The following is a 19,483-nucleotide window of genomic DNA, read 5'->3' on the forward strand; positions in this document are numbered from 1 at the left end:
TATGCGTCACGTTACTATTCTGGGAGCCAGCGGCTCGATCGGTGCCAGTACGCTGGATGTGATTGCCCGCCATCCCGACCGTTTCACCATTCATGCGCTGAGCGGTCATCGCCGCATGGATATCCTGGCCCAGCGAGCTGCCGCCAGCCGGGCCCGTGTGGTCGCGGTGCCCGACGCGGCCGCTGCAGATGCTTTCCGTCAGTCCTGGCCGGGCGGAGTATTGCCTGAAATCCGCGTGGGTGTACAGGCACTTGCCGATGTTGCCGCCGATCCCGCCAGCGACACGATTGTCGCCGCCATCGTGGGTGCGGCAGGCCTGCCTTCAGTGATGGCCGCAGCGCGTGCCGGAAAACGCATCCTGCTGGCCAACAAAGAGGCGCTGGTTGCTGCCGGCAACCTGTTCATGCAGGCCGTGCGCGAACATGGTGCAACCCTGTTGCCCATCGACAGCGAGCACAACGCCATTTTTCAATGCCTGCCGGCGCAACATGCCGATTGTTCGGCAACCGTGCCGGCACCCGGCGTGAAGCGTCTGGTACTGACTGCATCGGGCGGGCCGTTTCGGCGTTTCTGGCCTGAGCAGCTTGAAGGGGTCACACCTGAGCAGGCCTGCGCCCATCCGAACTGGAGCATGGGTCGCAAGATTTCCGTCGATTCGGCCACCATGGTCAACAAGGGGCTGGAAGTGATCGAGGCACACTGGCTGTTCAGCATGCCCGCTGACCGCCTGGAAGTGTTGATCCATCCGCAAAGCCTGATTCATTCTCTGGTCGAATATGACGATGGCTCGGTTTTGGCTGAACTTGGCAATCCTGATATGCGTACGCCCATCGCCCAGGCACTGGCCTACCCGGATCGCATTGCCAGTGGTGTGGGGCTGCTGGATCTGGCGGCGGCAGGCCGACTGGATTTCGAGCAGCCGGACCCGCTGCGGTTTCCATGCCTGTCACTGTGCATGCAGGCACTGCGTGCCGGTCAGGCGGCCTGCATTGCCCTGAATGCCGCCAACGAAATCGCTGTCGAGGCTTTCCTGGCAGGCAATCTGCGTTACACCTGGATCGCACGTGTGCTTGAGGCTGTGCTCGAATGGCAGGCTGGGCTGTCGCAAGTGCAACTGGGATCCCTGGAAGATATTCTTGAGTTCGATAAACGTGCCCGCCATTACGCTGGTAATCTGGGCCTTGCCTGAGCGACATTCTGAATGCTGACGACGCTTGCTGCCTTTGCCGTTGCCATCGGCATTCTTGTTACGTTTCACGAATTCGGCCACTACAGTGTGGCCCGCTGGTGCGGAGTACGCGTACTGCGTTTCTCGGTCGGTTTCGGACCTGTACTCTGGCAGCGGGCGGATCGCAATGGCACCGAGTGGGCGCTGTCTGCCATTCCACTGGGCGGCTATGTCAAGATGCAGGACGATCCTGACCCGTCACTGCCTGGGCCGGATGGTGCCTTTCGCACCAAGTCGGTCTGGCAGCGGATCGCCATCGTCGCAGCCGGACCGGTCTTCAATCTGATCCTGGCTGTTTTTCTCTATGCGGGCCTCAATCTGGCCGGTACGCAACAACCCCAGCCCATTCTGGCGGCCCCGGTTGCCGGCAGCAGTGCTGCGCAGGTGGGCATACTGCCGGGCTCGCGCATCGAGCAGATCAATAATCGTGATATTCGCAGCTGGGATGAAGTCCGCTGGGCCATGCTGGATGCCTGGACGGCGGACCAGGACGCACGGCTGACGTTGGTTTCCCCCGAAGAACGCAGCTACGACGTTTCCCTGGCACCATTGCCGGGTTGGCATGATCGTGCCGATGAGGACATTCTTGCCGAGGCAGGCATTCGCCTGCGTGCCACCCCCAGGGTACAGGAGGTCTTCGATGACTCAGCGGCGGCAGAGGCGGGCCTGCGCGAGGGAGACACCATCGTGGGCACGGATGCGATCGACAGCGGTGAATTTACGGTCGGGCAATTGGTCACTGCCATCCAGGCACGCCCCGGTGAATCCATGCGCTTCGATATTCTGCGCGATGGCGCGCCCATGACGCTGACCATCGTACCGCGCGAAGCGCTCGACGGGCAGGGTGAGGCCGTGGGACGGATCGGTGCCAGCCTTGGGGCAGACGTGCCGATGGTGGACGTACGCTATGGACCGATCGATGCTGTGCTGATGGGTGTTCAGCGTACCTGGGATACGGCAATCTTTTCGTTGCGCATGCTGGGACGCATGCTGCTTGGCGATGTTTCCTGGCGCAATATCAGTGGTCCGGTCACCATCGCGGACTATGCCGGTCAGAGTGCCAAGATAGGGCTGGCATCCTACGTTTCCTTCCTGGCGCTGGTCAGCATCAGCCTGGGCGTACTCAATCTCTTGCCCATTCCGATGCTCGACGGCGGGCATCTGCTGTATTATCTGATCGAAATCGTCCGGGGCAGCCCGCCGCCGGATCGCTGGATAGATATTGGTCAGCGTATCGGCCTGTCGCTGCTGATAGCGTTGATGATGCTGGCACTGTTCAACGACTTTACGCGTCTTTTAAGTTGACCGTGTTCTGGCTTAAAATCGCCGACCATATCCATTCACATTCATATTGACGACCAAGAAGGATCGACAGGATGTTCTACCAATTCCGGCGCAAGGCAACCATACTGGCGCTTGCGGCCGCAGTGCTGGCCCCGCTGCCCTCATACGGATTCGAGCCTTTCGTGGTGCGCGATATCCGGGTCGAGGGGCTGCAGCGTACTGACGCCGGCACCATCTTCGCGAACCTTCCGGTCAAGGTCGGCGAGTCCTTCACCGAGGACGATGCTGCCGATGCCATCCGCAAGCTTTACGCTACCGGCTTCTTCAGCGATGTCCAGATCAATACGACCGATGACGTGCTGGTCGTGGTGGTCCAGGAACGCCCGACTATCGCAGCCATCGAGTTCGAGGGCATGAAATCCTTCGATACCAAGGCGATCACCGAATCGCTCAAGGGCGTGGGTTTCGGAGAGGGGCGGATTTTTGATCGCTCGATGCTGGAACGTGCCGAGTTCGAACTCAAACAGCAGTTCCTCTCCAAGGGCAAGTACGGCGTCGAAATCACCTCCACGATCACGCCGTTGCCACGCAACCGCGTCGGCATCAAATTCGACGTCTTCGAAGGCGATGTCGCCCGCATCCGCAGCATCAGCATCGTCGGCAACGAGGCTTTCTCCGAAAGCGACCTGCTCGACACTTTCCAGTTGAGCACGCCGGGCTGGCTGACCTGGTATACAGATGCCGACAAGTATTCCCGCGAAAAACTCGAGGGCGATATCGAAAACCTGCGCTCCTACTATCTGGATCGCGGCTATCTTGAGTTCACGGTCGAGCCGCCACAGGTGGCCATTTCGCCGGATCGCAAGGAAATCCATATCACCGTGACGATCCACGAGGGCAAGCCCTATACCCTCAGCGACGTCAAGCTGGCTGGCGAACTCCTGGGCCTGAACGAGGAAATCCAGCAGCTGATCACGGTCAAGCCGGGCGAAACCTTCTCGGCTGCCAAGACCAACGAGATTTCGAAGAGCATCACCGATTACCTGGGTGATCTCGGCTATGCTTTTGCCAACGTCAATCCCAATCCGGTTCTGGATCGCGACAACAACACGGCCGACCTGACGTTCTATGTCGATCCGAGCCGCCGTGTCTATGTGCGCCGTATCGACATCGGTGGCAATACGCGTACTCGCGATCGTGTGATCCGGCGTGAAATGCGTCAGCAGGAAGCGGCCTGGTACGACGCCGCAGACATCAAGAACTCGCGCGACCGTGTCGATCGCCTGGGCTACTTCCAGGATGTCAACGTCACCACTGAACCTGTACCGGGCTCTCCCGACCAGGTCGATGTCAACGTCAACGTCAAGGAAAAGCCGACTGGCATGATCAACCTCGGCGTTGGCTACGGCTCGTCCGAAAAGGCGATTTTGTCGGCCGGGATCAGTGAAGACAACGTATTCGGCAGCGGCACCAACCTGACGTTCCAGTTCAACACCAGCAAGTCGAACCGCGCCGCCGTCATTTCGCATACCGATCCGTACTGGACGCTGGATGGCATCAGCCGCACCACGTCGCTGTTCTATCGCCAGACCGAACCGCTGTACAACAACGACGGTAACTACCGCATCAAATCCATGGGCCTGGGCATGCATTTCGGCGTGCCGATTTCCGAAAACGATCGTGTCTTCGTGGGTGCTGATTTCGAGCGCAACGAGATCACGACCTACACGGATTCGCCACCGTCGTATGAACAGTTCGTGCAGGAGTATGGCAACAAGGCCAATGCCATTATCTTCTCGGTGGGCTGGTCCAACGATACCCGCGACAGCGCACTGGTACCGAACGAGGGTTCGTACACCCGCCTGAAGGCTGACCTGTCGACGATGGATCTGAAGTACACCATGCTGAGCGCACAGCAGCAGTACTACCTGCCGCTGGGGCGTGACTACACGCTGGCCTTCAACGGCTTGGTGGACTGGGGCAATGGCTACGGTGGCAAGAGCTACCCGCTGATCAAGAACGTCTATGCCGGCGGCATGGGTACCGTGCGCGGTTACGAGGGTTCGTCGCTGGGGCCCAAGGAAGAACGTACCGGCAGTTGGAGCGGTACAACCTACCTGGGGGGCTCCAAGCGTATCGTCGGTAACATTCAACTCTATCTGCCCATCCCGGGGGCAGGGCGCGACCGTACGCTGCGCTGGTTTGCCTTCGCCGATGGCGGTCAGGTCTACGGTAATGGACAGAAGGTTGAGTTTAGTGAGCTGCGCTACTCGGCAGGCCTGGGCTTGTCATGGAGCTCTCCAATGGGACCTCTGCAGATCTCGTGGGCCCAGCCGCTCAACGCCAAGGATGGCGATGAAAAGCAGAGTTTCCAATTCCAGATCGGTACCGCCTTCTGATGCGACCCGAATGGTGGCACAATAAGCGTTTAGCCTAAAAACATCTTTTTCAAAGGTGAATACTTTTATGAAGTCAGCAATTACCCTGCAATCCAATCAGTCCGCCGCATCGCAGCCCGGTCGCCGGACCGGCCTCCTGTCGGCTGGCGGGCGCGGGCTGCTGGCAGCGTGTGCCCTGGCCGTGTCGGCGGGCATGATGACTGCTCCGGCACATGCGCAGGGCGCCAAGGTCGGCTTCGTGAACACCGAGCGGATTCTGCGTGACTCCAAACCGGCCAAGGATGCGCAGGCCAAGATCGAGTCCGAATTCAGCCGCCGCGACACCGAACTCCAGCGTCTGGCCAACAACCTCCGCAGTGAAGCCGAAAAGTTCGAAAAGGATGGTCCCGTCCTGTCCGAGTCGGATCGGGTGCGCCGTCAGCGAGAACTCTCCAATCTGGATATGGATCTGCAGCGCAAGCGCCGTGAGTTCCAGGAAGACTTCAACCGTCGCCGCAACGAAGAGTTCTCGGCCATCGTCGAGAAGGCCAATGCTGCGATCAAGCAGATTGCCGAGCAGGACAACTACGACCTGATCGTGCAGGATGCCGTTACGGTCAATCCGCGCATCGATATTACCGACCGGATCATTCAGGCGCTGGACAAGTAATCACATGCCGTTGCTGCTCAACCTGTCGGCGGCGCCTGCACTGGACCGCCTGATGGCTGAAACCGATACCCGGGGGCTCGAATGGAGCCTGCAGGGACATGCCGCACAGAGTGCCTGGCCGACAATCGCTGGTATTGGTTCGCTGGCTGGTGCCGGTGAAAGCGAAATCAGCTTTGCCGTCAGCAAGAAGTATCTGCAGGCGTTGCTGACCAGCCAGGCCTGCGCAGTCATCGTCACGCCCGAGATCGACCAGGCCTGCCTGGAGGCAGAGCCTGGCTGGTTCGACCGTGTTCGCGTGCTTTGCAACAATCCTTACCTGCTCTATGCACGTCTGACGCAATGGTTCGAGCGTGCACGCCAGCCTGTTGTAGATGCCTCAGCGCCGGCCATACACGCTACTGCTGTCGTGGCACCCACGGCCGAGCTTGGCGAAGGTGTTCGCATCGGACCAGGTTGCGTGGTGGAAGAGGGCGCGAAAATCGGTGCCCGCACAGTGCTGGAAGCCGCCTGCCTCATCGGTCGCGATGTGGATATCGGCGAAGACTCTCTGCTGCACCCCCGGGTTACGCTGTATGCGCGCGTGCAGATCGGTGCCCGCGCGATTCTTCATAGCGGAGTGGTCCTGGGAGCCGATGGTTTTGGTTTTGCGCCCGACCACCATCAGGCTCGCGGTGGCTGGAGCAAGATTGCGCAGTTCGGCAGAGTGGTGCTGGGCGATGATGTCGAAGTCGGTGCCAACACCACGATCGACCGTGGCGCGCTCGAAGACACCGTGATCGGCAACGACGTCAAGATCGACAACCAGATCATGATCGGCCACAACTGCCGGATTGGCGACCACACCGCCATTGCCGCCTGCGTGGGCATTGCAGGCTCAACCACTATCGGCCAGCGTTGTACCCTTGGAGGGGCCGCCATGTTCTCCGGTCACCTGACCGTGGGCGACGACGTCCATATCTCGGGTGGTACCGCCGTAACGTCCGACATCCTCAAGCCCGGGCGCTACACTGGCGTCTTTCCCTATGCCGAGCATGCCGATTGGCAGCGCAATGCCGCCGTTCTGCAGCAACTTGCCCAGATCCGGCGCAGGGTGCGCAGCCTGGAGCAGGGCGCATCCTCGGAATCGTGATCATCATTGCGGCGGGAGCCCGCCATCATGCTGTGCAGAACGTACAGCTGGCGGCTCCCCTGCCATAATTAAAATAGAGTGCATACCATGGAACTGGACATCAAGGAAATTCAGAAACGTTTGCCGCATCGCTACCCGATGCTGCTGGTCGATCGCGTGCTCGAATTGGTGCCGCGTGAACGGGTCATTGCCATCAAGAACGTTTCGATCAACGAACCTTTCTTTGAGGGCCATTTCCCGCATATGCCGGTCATGCCGGGCGTGCTGATCATCGAAGCCCTGGCCCAGGCAGCGGCGCTGTTCTCGTTCCCCGAGGTCAGCGGTTCCGACGATGCGGGCCAGGATACGGCCTACTATCTGGTCGGCGTTGACGAGGCCCGTTTCCGTCGGCCTGTTGTGCCAGGCGACCAGTTGCGCCTTGAGGTCGAGGCCGAGCGCATCAGTCGTGTCATGTGCAAATACCGCGGCAAGGCACTGGTCGATGGTCAGGTCGTGGCCGAGGCCAAGCTGATGTGTGCAATCCGCTCTCTTTCCGACTGAACGAGGTAGCTACCATGGCAGCGCCCAGCATTCACCCGACCGCATTGGTCGATCCGGCCGCCCAGATCGGCGAAGACGTGACTATCGGCCCCTACAGCATCGTCGGGCCGCATGTCACCATCGGTTCGGGCACACGGATTGGACCGCATTGCGTGATCGACGGGCATACCCGCATCGGTCATCACAACCATTTTTACCGATTCTGCTCGATCGGCGGCATGCCGCAGGACAAGAAGTATGCCGGCGAACTGACTCGCCTCGAGATCGGTGACTACAATACCGTGCGCGAATACTGTACTCTCAATACCGGTACGGTGCAGGATGGCGGCGTGACGCGGGTGGGCAGCCACAACTGGATCATGGCCTATGTGCATATTGCCCATGACTGCCTGATCGGCGACCATACGATCATTGCCAATTCGGTACAGTTCGGTGGCCATGTGCATGTCGGAGACTGGGCCATCGTGGGTGGCCTGACAGGTGTGCATCAGTTCACCAAGATCGGGGCGCACTGCATGATCGGCGGCAACAGCTCGCTGGTGCAGGATGTGCCGCCGTTTGTCATGGCTGGTGGCAATCCCTGCCTGCCGGCCGGTATCAACAGCGAAGGTCTCAAGCGTCGTCAGTTCCAGCCTGAGGTTATTTCGGTGCTGCGCGATGCCTACAAGACTATCTATCGGCGAGGTCTGTCGCTGGCCGATGCCGTGGCCGAACTTGATCAGCAGCGTGCTGCTGCCGCGCCTGAAGCAGCCGTCCAGCTGCAGTTGATCCTCGATTTTCTGGCCCAGAGCACCCGCGGCATCGCACGCAAATGAGTACAGGCGGCGGGAACAGGCTGGTCGGCATGGTTGCCGGTGAACCCTCCGGCGACCTGATTGCCTCCCGCATTATCGAGGGATTGCAGGCTTCCGATACAAATCTGCTTTGCCAGGGTATCGGTGGCCCCAACATGGAGGCCAGGGCATTCGAACTCTGGCATCCCATGCATGCACTCAGCGTCTTCGGTTATGTCGATGCGATCAAGAGCCTGCCCAGGCTGCTGGGTATCTATCGGGACGTTCGCAAGCGCTGGCTGGCCCAGCCGCCTTCGGTCTTCGTGGGCGTGGATGCACCGGATTTCAACCTGAGACTTGAGCAGCACCTGCACGATGCCGGCGTGCCCACCGTGCATTTTGTCGGGCCTTCGATCTGGGCCTGGCGCTATGACCGCATCCATGCGATCAAGCGAGCCGTGTCGCATATGCTGGTATTGTTCCCGTTCGAGGAAAAGATCTACCGCGATGCGGGTGTGCCGGTGACGTATGTGGGGCATCCGCTGGCGTCGGTCATTCCACACAAGCCAGACCGCGCAGCAGCCCGGACACGCCTGGGACTGGATCAACAGGCCAGGATCCTGGCGATTCTGCCGGGTAGTCGCCGGTCCGAAATCGAATTGCTGGGCCCCCGGTTCCTGCAGGCAGCGCAATTGCTGCGAAAACGCGATCCGAATCTGGTCTGCATTGCCCCGATGGCCAATCAGGAGCGGAGAGCACAATTCGAACAGATACTGGCACAGTACCCAGTCCCTGGGCTGGTCTGCCTGTCGCAACAGGATGAACGACCCTGCGCATGGGATGCGATGGAAGCAGCCGATGCCGTATTGCTGTCGAGCGGCACTGCCACGCTGGAGGCGGCGCTTTTCAAGCGGCCCATGGTGATTTCCTACGTGCTGTCACCCTGGATGCGACGCATCATGGCCTGGAAATCCGGGCAGCAGCGGCCCTATGTGCCCTGGGTGGGCCTGCCGAATGTGCTCCTGCAGGATTTTGCCGTACCCGAATTGCTGCAGGACGATGCCACGCCCGACAAGCTTGCAGAAGCAACCTGGCAGGCGTTGACCGATGATGCGCACATCGCACGCGTGGAACAACGCTTTGCAGCATTGCACCAGGACCTGGATCTGGATACCCCGGGGCTGGCTGCGCGTGTCATTCTCGACGTGGCCGATGGCCGTGCCTGACTTGAGCGCGATCTCGGCTCACCGCACTGAGTTTTCATATGCAGCAATCCGACCTGTTTACTTGCATCCCTGACGTCGCAGGCCAGATAGCCGGTGTCGACGAAGCCGGTCGCGGGCCACTGGCCGGGCCGGTTTATGCTGCCGCCGTGATCCTTGATCCGGCGCGTCCCATCGAAGGGTTGGCGGACTCCAAAAAACTCACGGCCCGGCGTCGCGAACAACTGGCGCTGCAGATTCAGACACAGGCGCTGGCCTGGCACATTGCCTGTGCGGATGTGGCTGAAATCGACAGCCTGAATATCCTGCAGGCCACCATGCTGGCGATGCAGCGTGCCGTCCAAGGACTGGCGGTCCAGCCCAGCTTGGCGCTGATTGACGGCAATCGGGCACCGAAGCTAGCCTGTCAGGTACAGACCATCGTCAAGGGCGATGCTCTGGTGCAGGCTATTTCGGCAGCCTCCATCCTGGCCAAGACAGCACGTGATGCCTATCTGCTGACACTGCACCAGCAATATCCGCAGTATGAATTCGATCGTCACAAGGGCTATGGCACGGCCTTGCATCTTGCCCGCCTGAGTGAACATGGCCCGTGTCCGGCGCACCGTACCAGCTTTGCCCCTGTACGCAATTGCCTGTCGCCTTCAGCAGGGCAAGACGCATGAAACACATTACATCGGATCAGAATCCGCAGATCAAGCAGTTGCGCATGCTGCGCGAGCGCCCGGCACGCCAACGCGACCGCATCCTGCTCGATGGCGTCCACCTGTGCCAGGCCTGGCTGCAGCATCATGGCCAGCCTGAGTGTGCTGTCGTGGCACAGGGCCGTCTGGAACAGTCCGATATCGCTGCGATCCTGGCTCTGATTGGCGCATCACGCATCCTGTGCGTGCCGGATGTGCTGTTTTCCCGCCTGAGTGAAGTCGAAAGCCATCAGGGCATTCTTTTCGTGGCCGCTCGACCTGTGCCGGCACTGCCGGATCTCGTCAGCGAAAATGCGGTCTGGCTTGACCGTATACAGGATCCTGGCAACCTGGGTACGCTGATTCGTACCGCAGCGGCGGCAGGTATCCGCCGCTTGTTTCTGTCCAGGGGCACCGCGTCCGCCTGGAGTCCCAAGGCATTGCGTGCGGGGCAGGGCGGGCATTTTGTCGTGACGTTGCACGAAGAAATCATGCCGGAGACGCTGTTGCCGCGACTGGCCGTCCCACTGGCTGCAACGACATTGGAGCAGGCCCGCAGTCTCTATGACGGCGCACTGCCGCAGCAGTGTGTGTGGGTGTTCGGTAATGAAGGGCAGGGGGTCGATCCGGCACTGCTGCAGGCTGCTGGATTGCGCATCCGTATTCCGCACGAGCAAGACCGGGTTGAGTCACTCAACGTGGCCGTCGCGGCTGCGTTGTGCCTGTTCGAGCAACGGCGCCAGCATGGTGCGGTCGGGTAGTCTTGTCCGGGCAGTTTCTTCTCACGCAGGAAAATCAAAAATGCTTGATAACACATTGAGCGCCCTGAAAGAGTCGATCGCCGGTAGCGCCAGAATCAAGGCACTCATTCTCGACAATATTCAGAGCCAAGAAAAAGCGTGCATCAAGCTGAATCTTGTCTACCTGACCTATCTTTTTGCCGCCAAGCGGGTAGTGCTGGAATATTATGCAGAAGATGAAGAATACCCGGCAGTCGAATTGAACTTTGAAGCGCTGGTAGCGCTGGTGTCGACTCAATAAGGCTGATGCCACCAGCCATCGTTTTGCCATAATCCGGTTTTTTCAAGACAAGGCTGCAGTTGTTTTTGCTGCGCTTTGCTTTGCAGGCCGATGCAGACCTTTTGCAGTTGCCTGGCCTGCTGAATCAGCACCATGATGTCATCTGCCGTCAGGTGTTTCATCTGAAACAAGGCCAGCTCCTGCAATGCTGGTGCCTGGCATAAAGAACGGATGCTGTGCAGGCCGACATTTTCCATGACAATACGCTGCAATGCTGTGGCTGTGCCCAAGTCAGGCAATGTGGACAGATGAGGCTGATCGGATACCTTCAACATTCGTAGCGCAGGCAGATTGACCAGCACGGACAGGTCAGCCAGGCCTTTGACCCGAAGCAGGTCAAGCTGCTGCAGGGATGCCATGCCAGCCAGGCAATCGAGCCGCTCTGCACCGCCAAAGCCGAGCGACAGGGATTGCAAGGCAGGGAGCCGGGGTATCCAGTCCAATGCTTGCAATGGAATGCCGGAGATTGCAAGAGAACGGAGCGAGTCCAGCTCGGCAATGGCGGCCAGTTGCCTGGACTGCCCGTTGATGCTCAGCGTTTCAAGCTTATCAAAGCGTGTCAGGATATCCAGGCTGAGCTTACGGGTCTTGGTCTTGCCAAGCCGCAGCGATTGCAATGTGGCCGGCACCTGCTGCAATATCGCGAGATCCTCTGCTTCATGAACATCAAGCGCCAACTCAACCAGCGCAGGGAGTGCTGCAATAGCGTCAAAATGCTCTGCCTTGGTGCAGCAATCCACCGATAATCTTCTGACATTTTTCAACAAGTGCAGTACAGACAAATCGGCTGCCGTAGTGTGGAACCCATAAATTCGGAACAACACATCACCACGCGTCATGAACAGCAGCTGGTTCAATAATTGCAGCAGTTCTTTGGGCGGAGTTTGATATTCACCGTATTGCAGAATGCCGAGTTCAGGATCAGTGGCCAGCTGCCGGACGTCATCGGCAGTCCAGTCGGAGCTGATGTTGATGCGTTTCTTCATGAGAATGTCAAAGCAGGTGCCAGTGGAGCCATTGCCACGTCAACGTGTCATCATGGCTACAAAGCAGCTCAATACGTCGTGCTGCCCAGCTTCATCGCCTGCATCACGGTCGTCGAGATTTCCTCTATGGACTTGGTCGTGGTGGAGTGCCAGGAAATGCCCTCGCGGCGCATCATGCGCTCGGCCTCTGCCACTTCGTGGCGGCATTGCTCGAGCGAGGCATATACGCTGTTGGGACGACGCTCGTTGCGCACTTCGGACAGGCGTTCCGGATTGATCGACAGACCGAACAGCTTGTGACGCCAGGGCAGCAGGGTGGCGGGCAGGGTGTTGCGTTCGAAATCCTCGGGGATCAGCGGATAGTTGGCAGCCTTGATGGCGTACTGCATGGCCAGGTAGAGGCTGGTGGGGGTCTTGCCGCAACGCGATACGCCGACCAGGATCACGTCGGCCTGGCTCAGTTCACGCACGAACTGCCCGTCGTCATGACCCAGGGTAAAGTTGATGGCCTCGATCCGGTTGCGGTACTGCTCGGACGTCACGCCCATGTGGGTACGGCCCACGGAGTGGCTGGATTTCACGCCCAGGGCTTCCTCGATGGGGGCCACGAAGGTACCGAACAGATCCAGGAAAATGCCGCTCGACTGGCGAACCCGTGCCAGGATCTGCTGGTCGACCAGGGTGCTGAAAACGATGGGAGGCTGGCCGCGTTCCTGCGTGTAGCGGTCGATGCGCTCGGCCACTTCGGCGGCTTTTTCGAGCGTATCGATGAAGGGGATGCGCATCTGCTGGAAGCTGACCGACTGGAATTGCGAGAGGACGGCGTGGCTGAAGGTTTCCGCCGTGATGCCGGTGCCGTCGGAGACGATCAGTACGATGCGCTGGATGGGCGATTCAGGTGCTTGATTTTGCATATGTAAGGGTATTTCACTGAAAAAAAAGTGCGCAAAGGCGTACAATCCGACTGCGAGTCAACCTTGGTGATTCCAAGGCCGATTTGGCCAGTATATGAGGCGAAGCCGCAGCGCGGGGCACGTACTGACCAAATCCGCTTTCTTCCATTGTATTAAAGGTGACTTCAATGTCTTATGTTGTTCCATTCGAGCAACTCCGCATGACGGATGTTGACTCGGTAGGCGGCAAGAACGCCTCGCTGGGTGAGATGATCAGCCAGTTGTCCGATGCCGGCGTACGCGTACCCGGCGGCTTTGCCACCACAGCAGAAGCGTTCCGTGATTTCCTGGCCGCGACCGGCCTGGACAAGAAAATCGCTGATCGCCTGACCACGCTCAATCCTGATGATGTACGCGAACTGGCCCAGGCCGGTGGCGAGATTCGTCAATGGATCATCGACACCCCTTTCCCCGAACAGCTTGATCGTGATGTACGCGCAGCCTTTGCCAAGCTCGATGCAGACGGCAAGGGTTCGTTCGCCGTGCGTTCCTCGGCCACGGCCGAGGATCTGCCCGACGCCTCGTTCGCCGGCCAACAGGAAACCTTCCTGAACGTCGTCGGTATCGATGACGTGCTGGACAAGATCCGTCACGTGTTCGCTTCGCTCTACAACGACCGCGCCATCTCGTACCGCGTGCACAAGGGCTATGCCCATGCCGAGGTCGCCCTGTCGGCCGGCATCCAGCGCATGGTGCGTTCCGACTGTGGCAGCTCGGGTGTGATGTTCACGCTCGACACCGAGTCCGGATTCGACGACGTGGTGTTCATCACTTCGTCCTACGGCCTGGGTGAAATGGTCGTGCAGGGGGCCGTCAACCCCGACGAGTTCTATGTCTTCAAGCCGACCCTGGCATCGGGCCACTATCCCATCGTGGGGCGCCGCATCGGTTCCAAGCTGCTCAAGATGGAATTCGATCCGGCCCGTACCGAAGGCATCGCCGTGCGTACGGTCGATATCCCGGTGACCGAGCGCAACCGCTATTCGCTGACCGATGACGAGGTCATCGAACTGGCTCGCTACGCCGTCATCATCGAAAAGCACTATCAGCGTCCGATGGATATCGAATGGGGCCGCGACGGCATCGATGGCAAGATCTATATCCTGCAGGCGCGTCCCGAGACGGTCAAGTCGCAGCAGGACAAGCATGACGTGCAGCAGCGCTATCGCCTCAAGGCAACCGGCAGCGTACTGGCCACGGGCCGTGCCATTGGTCAGAAGATCGGTGCCGGCAAGGTGCGCGTGGTGGGCGATATCTCCGAAATGGACAAGGTCGAGCCGGGCGACGTGCTGGTCACCGACATGACCGATCCCAATTGGGAACCCGTGATGAAGCGCGCTGCCGCCATCGTCACCAACCGCGGCGGCCGTACCTGCCACGCGGCGATCATCGCGCGTGAACTGGGCATTCCGGCCGTGGTGGGCTGCGGTGACGCGACCGATATCCTGGTCGGTGGTGCCAACGTGACCGTATCGTGCGCCGAAGGCGACGAAGGCCGAATCTACGACGGCCTGATCGAAACCGAGGTCGAGGAAGTGCGCCGTGGCGAGATGCCCGAAATCGGCGTCAAGATCATGATGAACGTCGGTAACCCGCAACTGGCCTTCGATTTCTCGCAACTGCCCAACGCCGGTGTCGGCCTGGCCCGTCTCGAGTTCATCATCAACAACAACATCGGCGTCCACCCCAAGGCGATTCTGGATTATCCCAATGTCGATGGGGAGCTCAAGAAGGCTGTCGAATCGGCTGCCCGCGGTCACGCCAGCCCGCGTGCCTTCTTCGTCGACAAGGTCGCCGAAGGGGTTGCCACCATCGCCGCCGCGTTCTATCCCAAGCCCGTCATCGTGCGCCTGTCCGATTTCAAGTCGAACGAGTATCGCAAGCTGATCGGCGGCTCGCGCTACGAGCCCGAGGAAGAAAACCCCATGCTGGGCTTCCGCGGTGCTTCGCGCTATATCGCCGGCGAATTCGAAGAGTGCTTCCGCATGGAATGCGAGGCGCTCAAGAAGGTGCGCGACGAAATGGGTCTGACCAACGTCGAAATCATGGTGCCGTTCGTGCGTACGCTGGGCCAGGCCGAAAAGGTCGTGAACCTGCTGGCGCAGCATGGCCTCAAGCGTGGCCAGAACGGCCTGCGCCTGATCATGATGTGCGAAGTGCCGTCCAATGCCATCCTGGCCGACGAGTTCCTGGAGCACTTCGATGGTTTCTCCATCGGTTCCAATGACATGACCCAGCTCACCCTGGGTCTGGATCGTGACTCTGGCATGGAGCTGCTGGCTGCGGACTTCGACGAGCGTGATCCAGCGCTGCAGTTCATGCTGCGTCGTGCGATCCAGGCTTGCCTGAAGGCCAACAAGTACGTCGGCATCTGCGGTCAGGGCCCCAGCGACCATCCCGATTTCGCCCAGTGGCTTAAGCAGGAAGGCATCCTGTCCATGTCGCTGAATCCGGACACGGTGGTCGATACCTGGCAAAAGCTGGTCGACTGACACTGACAGAGGGAGCGCACTGCGATGTGGATATGGTTTGGCCTTGCTGCACTGGCCCTGATCGGCGAACTGAGCAGCGGTACTTTTTACCTGCTGCTGATTGCCCTCGGCTTCGCCGGTGGCGGGCTGGCCGCGCTGGCCGGCCTGGCCTTGCCATGGCAACTGGTCGCATGTGCGCTGATTTCCCTGCTTGGGCTGCTGACATTGCGCAAGTCGGGCTTCCTCAAAAAGCGGGAAGTCAATTCGGCTCGTAATGCCGATGTCAATCTTGATATCGGCCGCAGCGTGCAGGTCAGCCAGTGGGACGACAACGGACTGGCGGCTGTCCAGTATCGTGGTGCTACCTGGCAGGCCGAGCTGGAGCCGGGCGCAGCCCGAACCACCGGGGCGCATGAGATCGTCGCCCTGCGTGGCTCGCGGCTGGTTGTGCGGCCACGCTAGCCCTTCGCTTCGGCACACGGATGATTTCCGTGTGCTGTTTTCCTGGCGGCTACGGTCAGTGTGCCGAGCCGCTCATTCACTGTTTATGGGGATATGACCATGTTTCTGTCCGACTCTACCATTGTCTTGCTGATCCTGGTCGCGCTGGCGCTGCTGTTCATCATCAAGGCCATCGCCATCGTGCCGCAGCAAAACGCCTGGATTGTCGAACGACTGGGCAAATACGATCGTACGCTGTCCCCTGGTGCCGGCTTCGTGATTCCGTTCATCGAGCGCGTGTCGTACAAGCATTCGCTCAAGGAAATTCCGCTGGATGTGCCCAGCCAGGTCTGCATCACGCGCGATAACACGCAACTGCAGGTCGACGGTATCCTGTACTTCCAGGTGACTGACCCGATGCGGGCCTCTTATGGTTCGTCCAACTATGTGATCGCCATCACCCAGCTGGCTCAGACCACGTTGCGTTCGGTCATCGGCAAGATGGAACTGGATCGTACCTTCGAGGAACGTGACCTGATCAACAGCACGGTCGTATCGGCGCTGGATGATGCTGCGCTTAACTGGGGCGTCAAGGTGCTGCGCTACGAGATCAAGGATCTGACGCCGCCCAACGAAATCCTGCGTGCCATGCAGGCACAGATCACCGCCGAGCGTGAAAAGCGTGCGTTGATTGCTGCCTCCGAAGGCCGCCGCCAGGAGCAGATCAATATCGCCACTGGTGAACGCGAAGCTGCCATTGCCCGTTCCGAAGGTGAAAAACAGGCCCAGATCAACCAGGCCCAGGGTGAAGCGGCTGCCGTGCTGGCGATTGCCGAAGCCACGGCACAGGCCATCACTCAGGTCGCCGCTTCGATCCAGAATCCGGGTGGCATGGAGGCGGTCAATCTGAAGGTGGCAGAACGCTACGTGGATGCCTTCGGCAATGTCGCCAAGGAAGGCAATACGCTGATCCTGCCGGCCAACCTGGCCGATGTGGGTGGGCTGATTGCCTCGGCCATGACTGTGGTGAAGCAGGCCGGCAAATAATCTGTTGTTTGCCAAGGCAAAAAAGCCGCGCCGGGAAATCCCGGACGCGGCTTTTTTTTCATATGGGTACTTTGTTGATGCAGTGTGATCGAATACCTACAACAACATCCATGCGATACCAGCGCCAGCAACGAGCAGCAGAAATATCTGTGCCAGGGTCAGGTATCGCAACCTTCGGGATGGCGTCTCGCTCAGGCCGATATTCAGGATGTTGAGCAACAAACTAAGCATGTTGCCAAGCACGAAGACACTGAACGCAATGAATCCACCAAGACCAGAAATAAACCCCCCAGGATCGGGGCTGACCCAGATCACTGTGGCCAGGATCAGGGTTGTCCATAAGATGAAAATGGAAATCCGGCGGGCCCATCTCCTGATATCTGCATGGCGGGATTCATCTTCGTAAGGATTCATCAGGATCTTGCCGTGAGATGTGTACTAAGCGCTTTCCAGTGTCCAGCCTGCACGACCATCCTGCGCCAGTGTTCGTGCCAGCCAGGGCAGGGCAGTTTTCAATTCTTCGGCAAGGGTCCAGGGCGGATTGATGAGGAACATGCCACTGCCATAGAGGCCGCGACCATCTGGTGAGGGCGCCTGTACGCTGAGCGTGGCATTGAGCCAGCTCTTGACCGGCAGGCGCATCAGCTTGCGAGGCAAATCATGTGCTTCGCGTCTCGATACCAGTGGATACCAGACCGCGAATACCCCATTGGCAGCGCGTTGAAGCCCCTCCTGAACAGCATGCAGGGTTGAGGCGTAATCCTGCTTGTTTTCGTAGGAGGGATCGATCAGCACGAGACTGCGGCGGGTCGGAACCGGTAACAGGGCTTTCAATCCATCGAAACCGTTGGCTACCTGCAGCGAGACCTGACGTTGCGCAGCCCGTCCTGCTTCGCGCAGGTTGGCTGACAGCACCTGCTGTTCGGTAGGGTGCAGTTCAAACAATCGCAGGCGGTCGTGCGGACGCAGGGCATCCAGCGTCAGCCAGGGGGAGCCGGGGTAATAGCGCAACTGGCCATCCTGGTTGTACAGACGAATGGCATCAAGGTAGCGACTGATCAGTTGAGGCTGCTGAGCGTCGGTCGACAGCGACCACAGGCGTCCGACTCCGCCTTCGTATTCTGCCGTCTGGCCGGCCCAGTCGCCATCGAGTGCATACATACCGGCACCGGCATGTGTGTCGATCACCCAGTAGGCGGCATCCTTGCGGTTAAGGTAGTCCAGCACCTGAACCAGGATGGCGTGCTTGAGAACATCGGCATGGTTGCCGGCATGAAAGGCGTGGCGGTAGCTGAACACGGCTCAATCCCTGCTGCTGGTGTCGTGCTTCATCAGGCGCTCTTTTTCGCGGGCCCAGTCACGGTCGCGCTCGGTATCGCGCTTGTCGTGCAGTTTCTTGCCGCGAGCCAGGGCGATGTCGAGCTTGATGCGCCCACCCTTGTAATGCAGGTTGAGCGGCACCAGCGTAAAGCCGCGTTGCTCGACCTTGCCGATCAGCTTGCTGATCTCTTCGGCCTTGAGCAGCAGCTTGCGGGTGCGCATGGCATCGGGATGAATATGCGTCGATGCCGTGGCCAGCGGGCTGACGTGCATGCCCAGGATCCAGATCTCTTCGTCGCGTACGATGACATAGGCTTCCTTGAGCTGGACGCGACCCGCCCTGATCGCCTTGACCTCCCAGCCCTGCAGGACCAGACCGGCCTCGAAGCGCTCGTCGATGAAGTAATCGTGGAAAGCCTTGCGGTTATCGATGATGCTCATGCATGTTATACCGGTAAAATCCTGTCATTCTATCCATTTACCGCGTTCCATGCATACTGTACAGCGATCTGTCCTCGTCCCCTACAGCGCGGCCCAGATGTTCGATCTGGTGGCTGCGGTCGATAAATACCCTGAATTCATGCCCTGGTGCGGCGGTGCAGCGATCCTGTCTCAGGACGCGCAAGGCATGGTGGCCACGGTCACGATCAGCTTTGCGGGGCTCAAGCAGCGATTCACCACGCGCAATACACACGATTACCCGCATCGCATCGACCTGAAACTGGTCGATGGACCGTTCTCCAGCCTGGAGGGGCACTGGCAGTTTCAGCCGCTGGCCGAGGATGCCTGCAAAGTGTTGTTTACCCTCGAATATGATTTCTCCAGCCGGGCGCTGGCGACCCTGGTCGGACCGGTATTCAACCGGATCGCGACGAGCTTCATCGACTCTTTCACCAAGCGTGCCGAGTCCTGTTATGAATGACGCGATGCGGCCAAGCCAGGGCTTGATTGCCGTGCTGGTCTGCCATGCGCCCGCGGATGCGCCACCGTGGCAGCAGCATCTGAAAGTGGCCGCTGGCACGACGGCAGGGCAGGCATTGGCCGCCAGCAACTTTGCCGTACGCTTTCCTGGCCGGGATCCCTGGCAGGACGGTGTAGGCATACATGGCAACATGGTCGGTCCGGCACAATTACTGAAAGCGGATGACCGCATCGAGATCTATCGATCGTTGGTATTCGACCCCATGGAATCGCGCCGCCGGCGTGCAGCGCACAGACAGCGCAAAAATTCGGACCGGAAACCCTGATTGCAGGCGATTCCGGTCGCTGCGCAGAGG

At 59.6% G+C, this 19,483-nt stretch carries 21 protein-coding genes; 16 read left to right on the top strand and 5 right to left on the bottom strand.

The genetic code is table 11. The annotated features are described in order from the left end of the window. Nucleotide 1 precedes the first annotated feature (1 nt). The 11 genes from DD235_RS04075 to DD235_RS04125 all read left to right on the top strand — a co-directional run bounded on the left by DD235_RS04075 (nt 2) and on the right by DD235_RS04125 (nt 10,949). The gene (locus DD235_RS04075) at nt 2-1,189 is read left to right on the top strand and encodes a 1-deoxy-D-xylulose-5-phosphate reductoisomerase (protein ID WP_109060730.1); all 1,188 of its coding nucleotides are present in this window, start codon (nt 2-4) and stop codon (nt 1,187-1,189) included. 12 nt (nt 1,190-1,201) lie between these two features. Then, nucleotides 1,202-2,533: an RIP metalloprotease RseP gene (rseP, locus tag DD235_RS04080; RefSeq protein WP_109060731.1), complete on the top strand. Its 1,332-nt coding sequence runs from the start codon at nt 1,202-1,204 to the stop codon at nt 2,531-2,533. A gap of 71 nt (nt 2,534-2,604) precedes the next feature. Continuing rightward, nucleotides 2,605-4,911, top strand: a complete 2,307-nt coding sequence (gene bamA, locus DD235_RS04085; RefSeq protein WP_162300401.1) for an outer membrane protein assembly factor BamA — start codon at nt 2,605-2,607, stop codon at nt 4,909-4,911. A 67-nt stretch (nt 4,912-4,978) separates the two neighbouring features. Beyond that, entirely contained in the window at nt 4,979-5,560 is a 582-nt protein-coding gene (locus DD235_RS04090) for an OmpH/Skp family outer membrane protein (protein WP_109060732.1), read from the top strand. A 4-nt stretch (nt 5,561-5,564) separates the two neighbouring features. Beyond that, entirely contained in the window at nt 5,565-6,689 is a 1,125-nt protein-coding gene (gene lpxD / locus DD235_RS04095; RefSeq protein WP_109060733.1) for a UDP-3-O-(3-hydroxymyristoyl)glucosamine N-acyltransferase, read from the top strand. 87 nt (nt 6,690-6,776) lie between these two features. Continuing rightward, the gene (gene fabZ / locus DD235_RS04100; RefSeq protein WP_109060734.1) at nt 6,777-7,229 is read left to right on the top strand and encodes a 3-hydroxyacyl-ACP dehydratase FabZ; all 453 of its coding nucleotides are present in this window, start codon (nt 6,777-6,779) and stop codon (nt 7,227-7,229) included. A 14-nt stretch (nt 7,230-7,243) separates the two neighbouring features. Next, the gene (gene lpxA, locus DD235_RS04105; protein WP_109060735.1) at nt 7,244-8,044 is read left to right on the top strand and encodes an acyl-ACP--UDP-N-acetylglucosamine O-acyltransferase; all 801 of its coding nucleotides are present in this window, start codon (nt 7,244-7,246) and stop codon (nt 8,042-8,044) included. Next, nucleotides 8,041-9,228, top strand: a complete 1,188-nt coding sequence (gene lpxB / locus DD235_RS04110; RefSeq protein WP_109060736.1) for a lipid-A-disaccharide synthase — start codon at nt 8,041-8,043, stop codon at nt 9,226-9,228. Before lpxA ends, lpxB begins: the two co-directional genes overlap by 4 nt. Before the next feature lie 38 nt (nt 9,229-9,266). Further along, nucleotides 9,267-9,890 (top strand): ribonuclease HII, encoded by a 624-nt coding sequence (gene rnhB / locus DD235_RS04115; RefSeq protein ID WP_109060737.1) that lies wholly within the window; start codon nt 9,267-9,269, stop codon nt 9,888-9,890. Then, nucleotides 9,887-10,669, top strand: coding sequence for a TrmH family RNA methyltransferase (locus tag DD235_RS04120; protein ID WP_109060738.1), 783 nt, complete (start codon nt 9,887-9,889; stop codon nt 10,667-10,669). The genes rnhB and DD235_RS04120 overlap by 4 nt, the downstream gene beginning before the upstream one ends. Nucleotides 10,670-10,709: 40 nt before the next feature. Further along, nucleotides 10,710-10,949, top strand: a complete 240-nt coding sequence (locus tag DD235_RS04125; protein ID WP_109060739.1) for a hypothetical protein — start codon at nt 10,710-10,712, stop codon at nt 10,947-10,949. Here the strand turns inward: DD235_RS04125 and DD235_RS04130 are convergent. Both DD235_RS04130 and ppsR read right to left on the bottom strand, forming a co-directional pair. Next, complete coding sequence (locus DD235_RS04130) at nt 10,943-11,974, bottom strand: leucine-rich repeat domain-containing protein (RefSeq protein WP_109060740.1); 1,032 nt, start codon at nt 11,972-11,974, stop codon at nt 10,943-10,945. The genes DD235_RS04125 and DD235_RS04130 overlap by 7 nt on opposite strands. A 68-nt stretch (nt 11,975-12,042) precedes the next feature. Then, nucleotides 12,043-12,888, bottom strand: coding sequence for a posphoenolpyruvate synthetase regulatory kinase/phosphorylase PpsR (ppsR, locus tag DD235_RS04135; RefSeq protein WP_109060741.1), 846 nt, complete (start codon nt 12,886-12,888; stop codon nt 12,043-12,045). Nucleotides 12,889-13,055: 167 nt separating this feature from the next. Between ppsR and ppsA the strand changes: the two genes are divergently transcribed. The 3 genes from ppsA to DD235_RS04150 all read left to right on the top strand — a co-directional run bounded on the left by ppsA (nt 13,056) and on the right by DD235_RS04150 (nt 16,886). Beyond that, nucleotides 13,056-15,419, top strand: coding sequence for a phosphoenolpyruvate synthase (gene ppsA, locus DD235_RS04140; RefSeq protein ID WP_109060742.1), 2,364 nt, complete (start codon nt 13,056-13,058; stop codon nt 15,417-15,419). A 24-nt stretch (nt 15,420-15,443) separates the two neighbouring features. Then, on the top strand, nt 15,444-15,860 hold the full coding sequence (locus DD235_RS04145) for an NfeD family protein (protein ID WP_109060743.1): 417 nt from the start codon (nt 15,444-15,446) through the stop codon (nt 15,858-15,860). A 99-nt stretch (nt 15,861-15,959) separates the two neighbouring features. Beyond that, on the top strand, nt 15,960-16,886 hold the full coding sequence (locus DD235_RS04150; RefSeq protein WP_109061013.1) for an SPFH domain-containing protein: 927 nt from the start codon (nt 15,960-15,962) through the stop codon (nt 16,884-16,886). 96 nt (nt 16,887-16,982) lie between these two features. Here the strand turns inward: DD235_RS04150 and DD235_RS04155 are convergent, their stop codons facing one another. Genes DD235_RS04155 through smpB form a run of 3 tightly spaced genes read right to left on the bottom strand, consistent with a single transcriptional unit; the run spans nt 16,983 to nt 18,647 of the window. Next, nucleotides 16,983-17,300, bottom strand: coding sequence for a hypothetical protein (locus DD235_RS04155; RefSeq protein WP_109060744.1), 318 nt, complete (start codon nt 17,298-17,300; stop codon nt 16,983-16,985). Nucleotides 17,301-17,324: 24 nt separating this feature from the next. Next, nucleotides 17,325-18,185 (bottom strand): 23S rRNA (adenine(2030)-N(6))-methyltransferase RlmJ, encoded by an 861-nt coding sequence (locus DD235_RS04160; RefSeq protein ID WP_109060745.1) that lies wholly within the window; start codon nt 18,183-18,185, stop codon nt 17,325-17,327. A 3-nt stretch (nt 18,186-18,188) separates the two neighbouring features. Then, on the bottom strand, nt 18,189-18,647 hold the full coding sequence (smpB, locus tag DD235_RS04165; protein ID WP_109060746.1) for an SsrA-binding protein SmpB: 459 nt from the start codon (nt 18,645-18,647) through the stop codon (nt 18,189-18,191). A 49-nt stretch (nt 18,648-18,696) separates the two neighbouring features. On the opposite strand from smpB, the gene DD235_RS04170 reads away from it, so the two are divergent. Both DD235_RS04170 and DD235_RS04175 read left to right on the top strand, forming a co-directional pair. Beyond that, the gene (locus DD235_RS04170) at nt 18,697-19,128 is read left to right on the top strand and encodes a type II toxin-antitoxin system RatA family toxin (protein ID WP_109060747.1); all 432 of its coding nucleotides are present in this window, start codon (nt 18,697-18,699) and stop codon (nt 19,126-19,128) included. Then, nucleotides 19,121-19,453, top strand: a complete 333-nt coding sequence (locus tag DD235_RS04175; RefSeq protein ID WP_239990019.1) for an RnfH family protein — start codon at nt 19,121-19,123, stop codon at nt 19,451-19,453. Before DD235_RS04170 ends, DD235_RS04175 begins: the two co-directional genes overlap by 8 nt. The last annotated feature ends 30 nt before the right edge of the window (nt 19,454-19,483 follow it).

Source organism: Corticimicrobacter populi (assembly GCF_003123725.1).
Classification (GTDB): domain Bacteria; phylum Pseudomonadota; class Gammaproteobacteria; order Burkholderiales; family Burkholderiaceae_B; genus Corticimicrobacter; species Corticimicrobacter populi.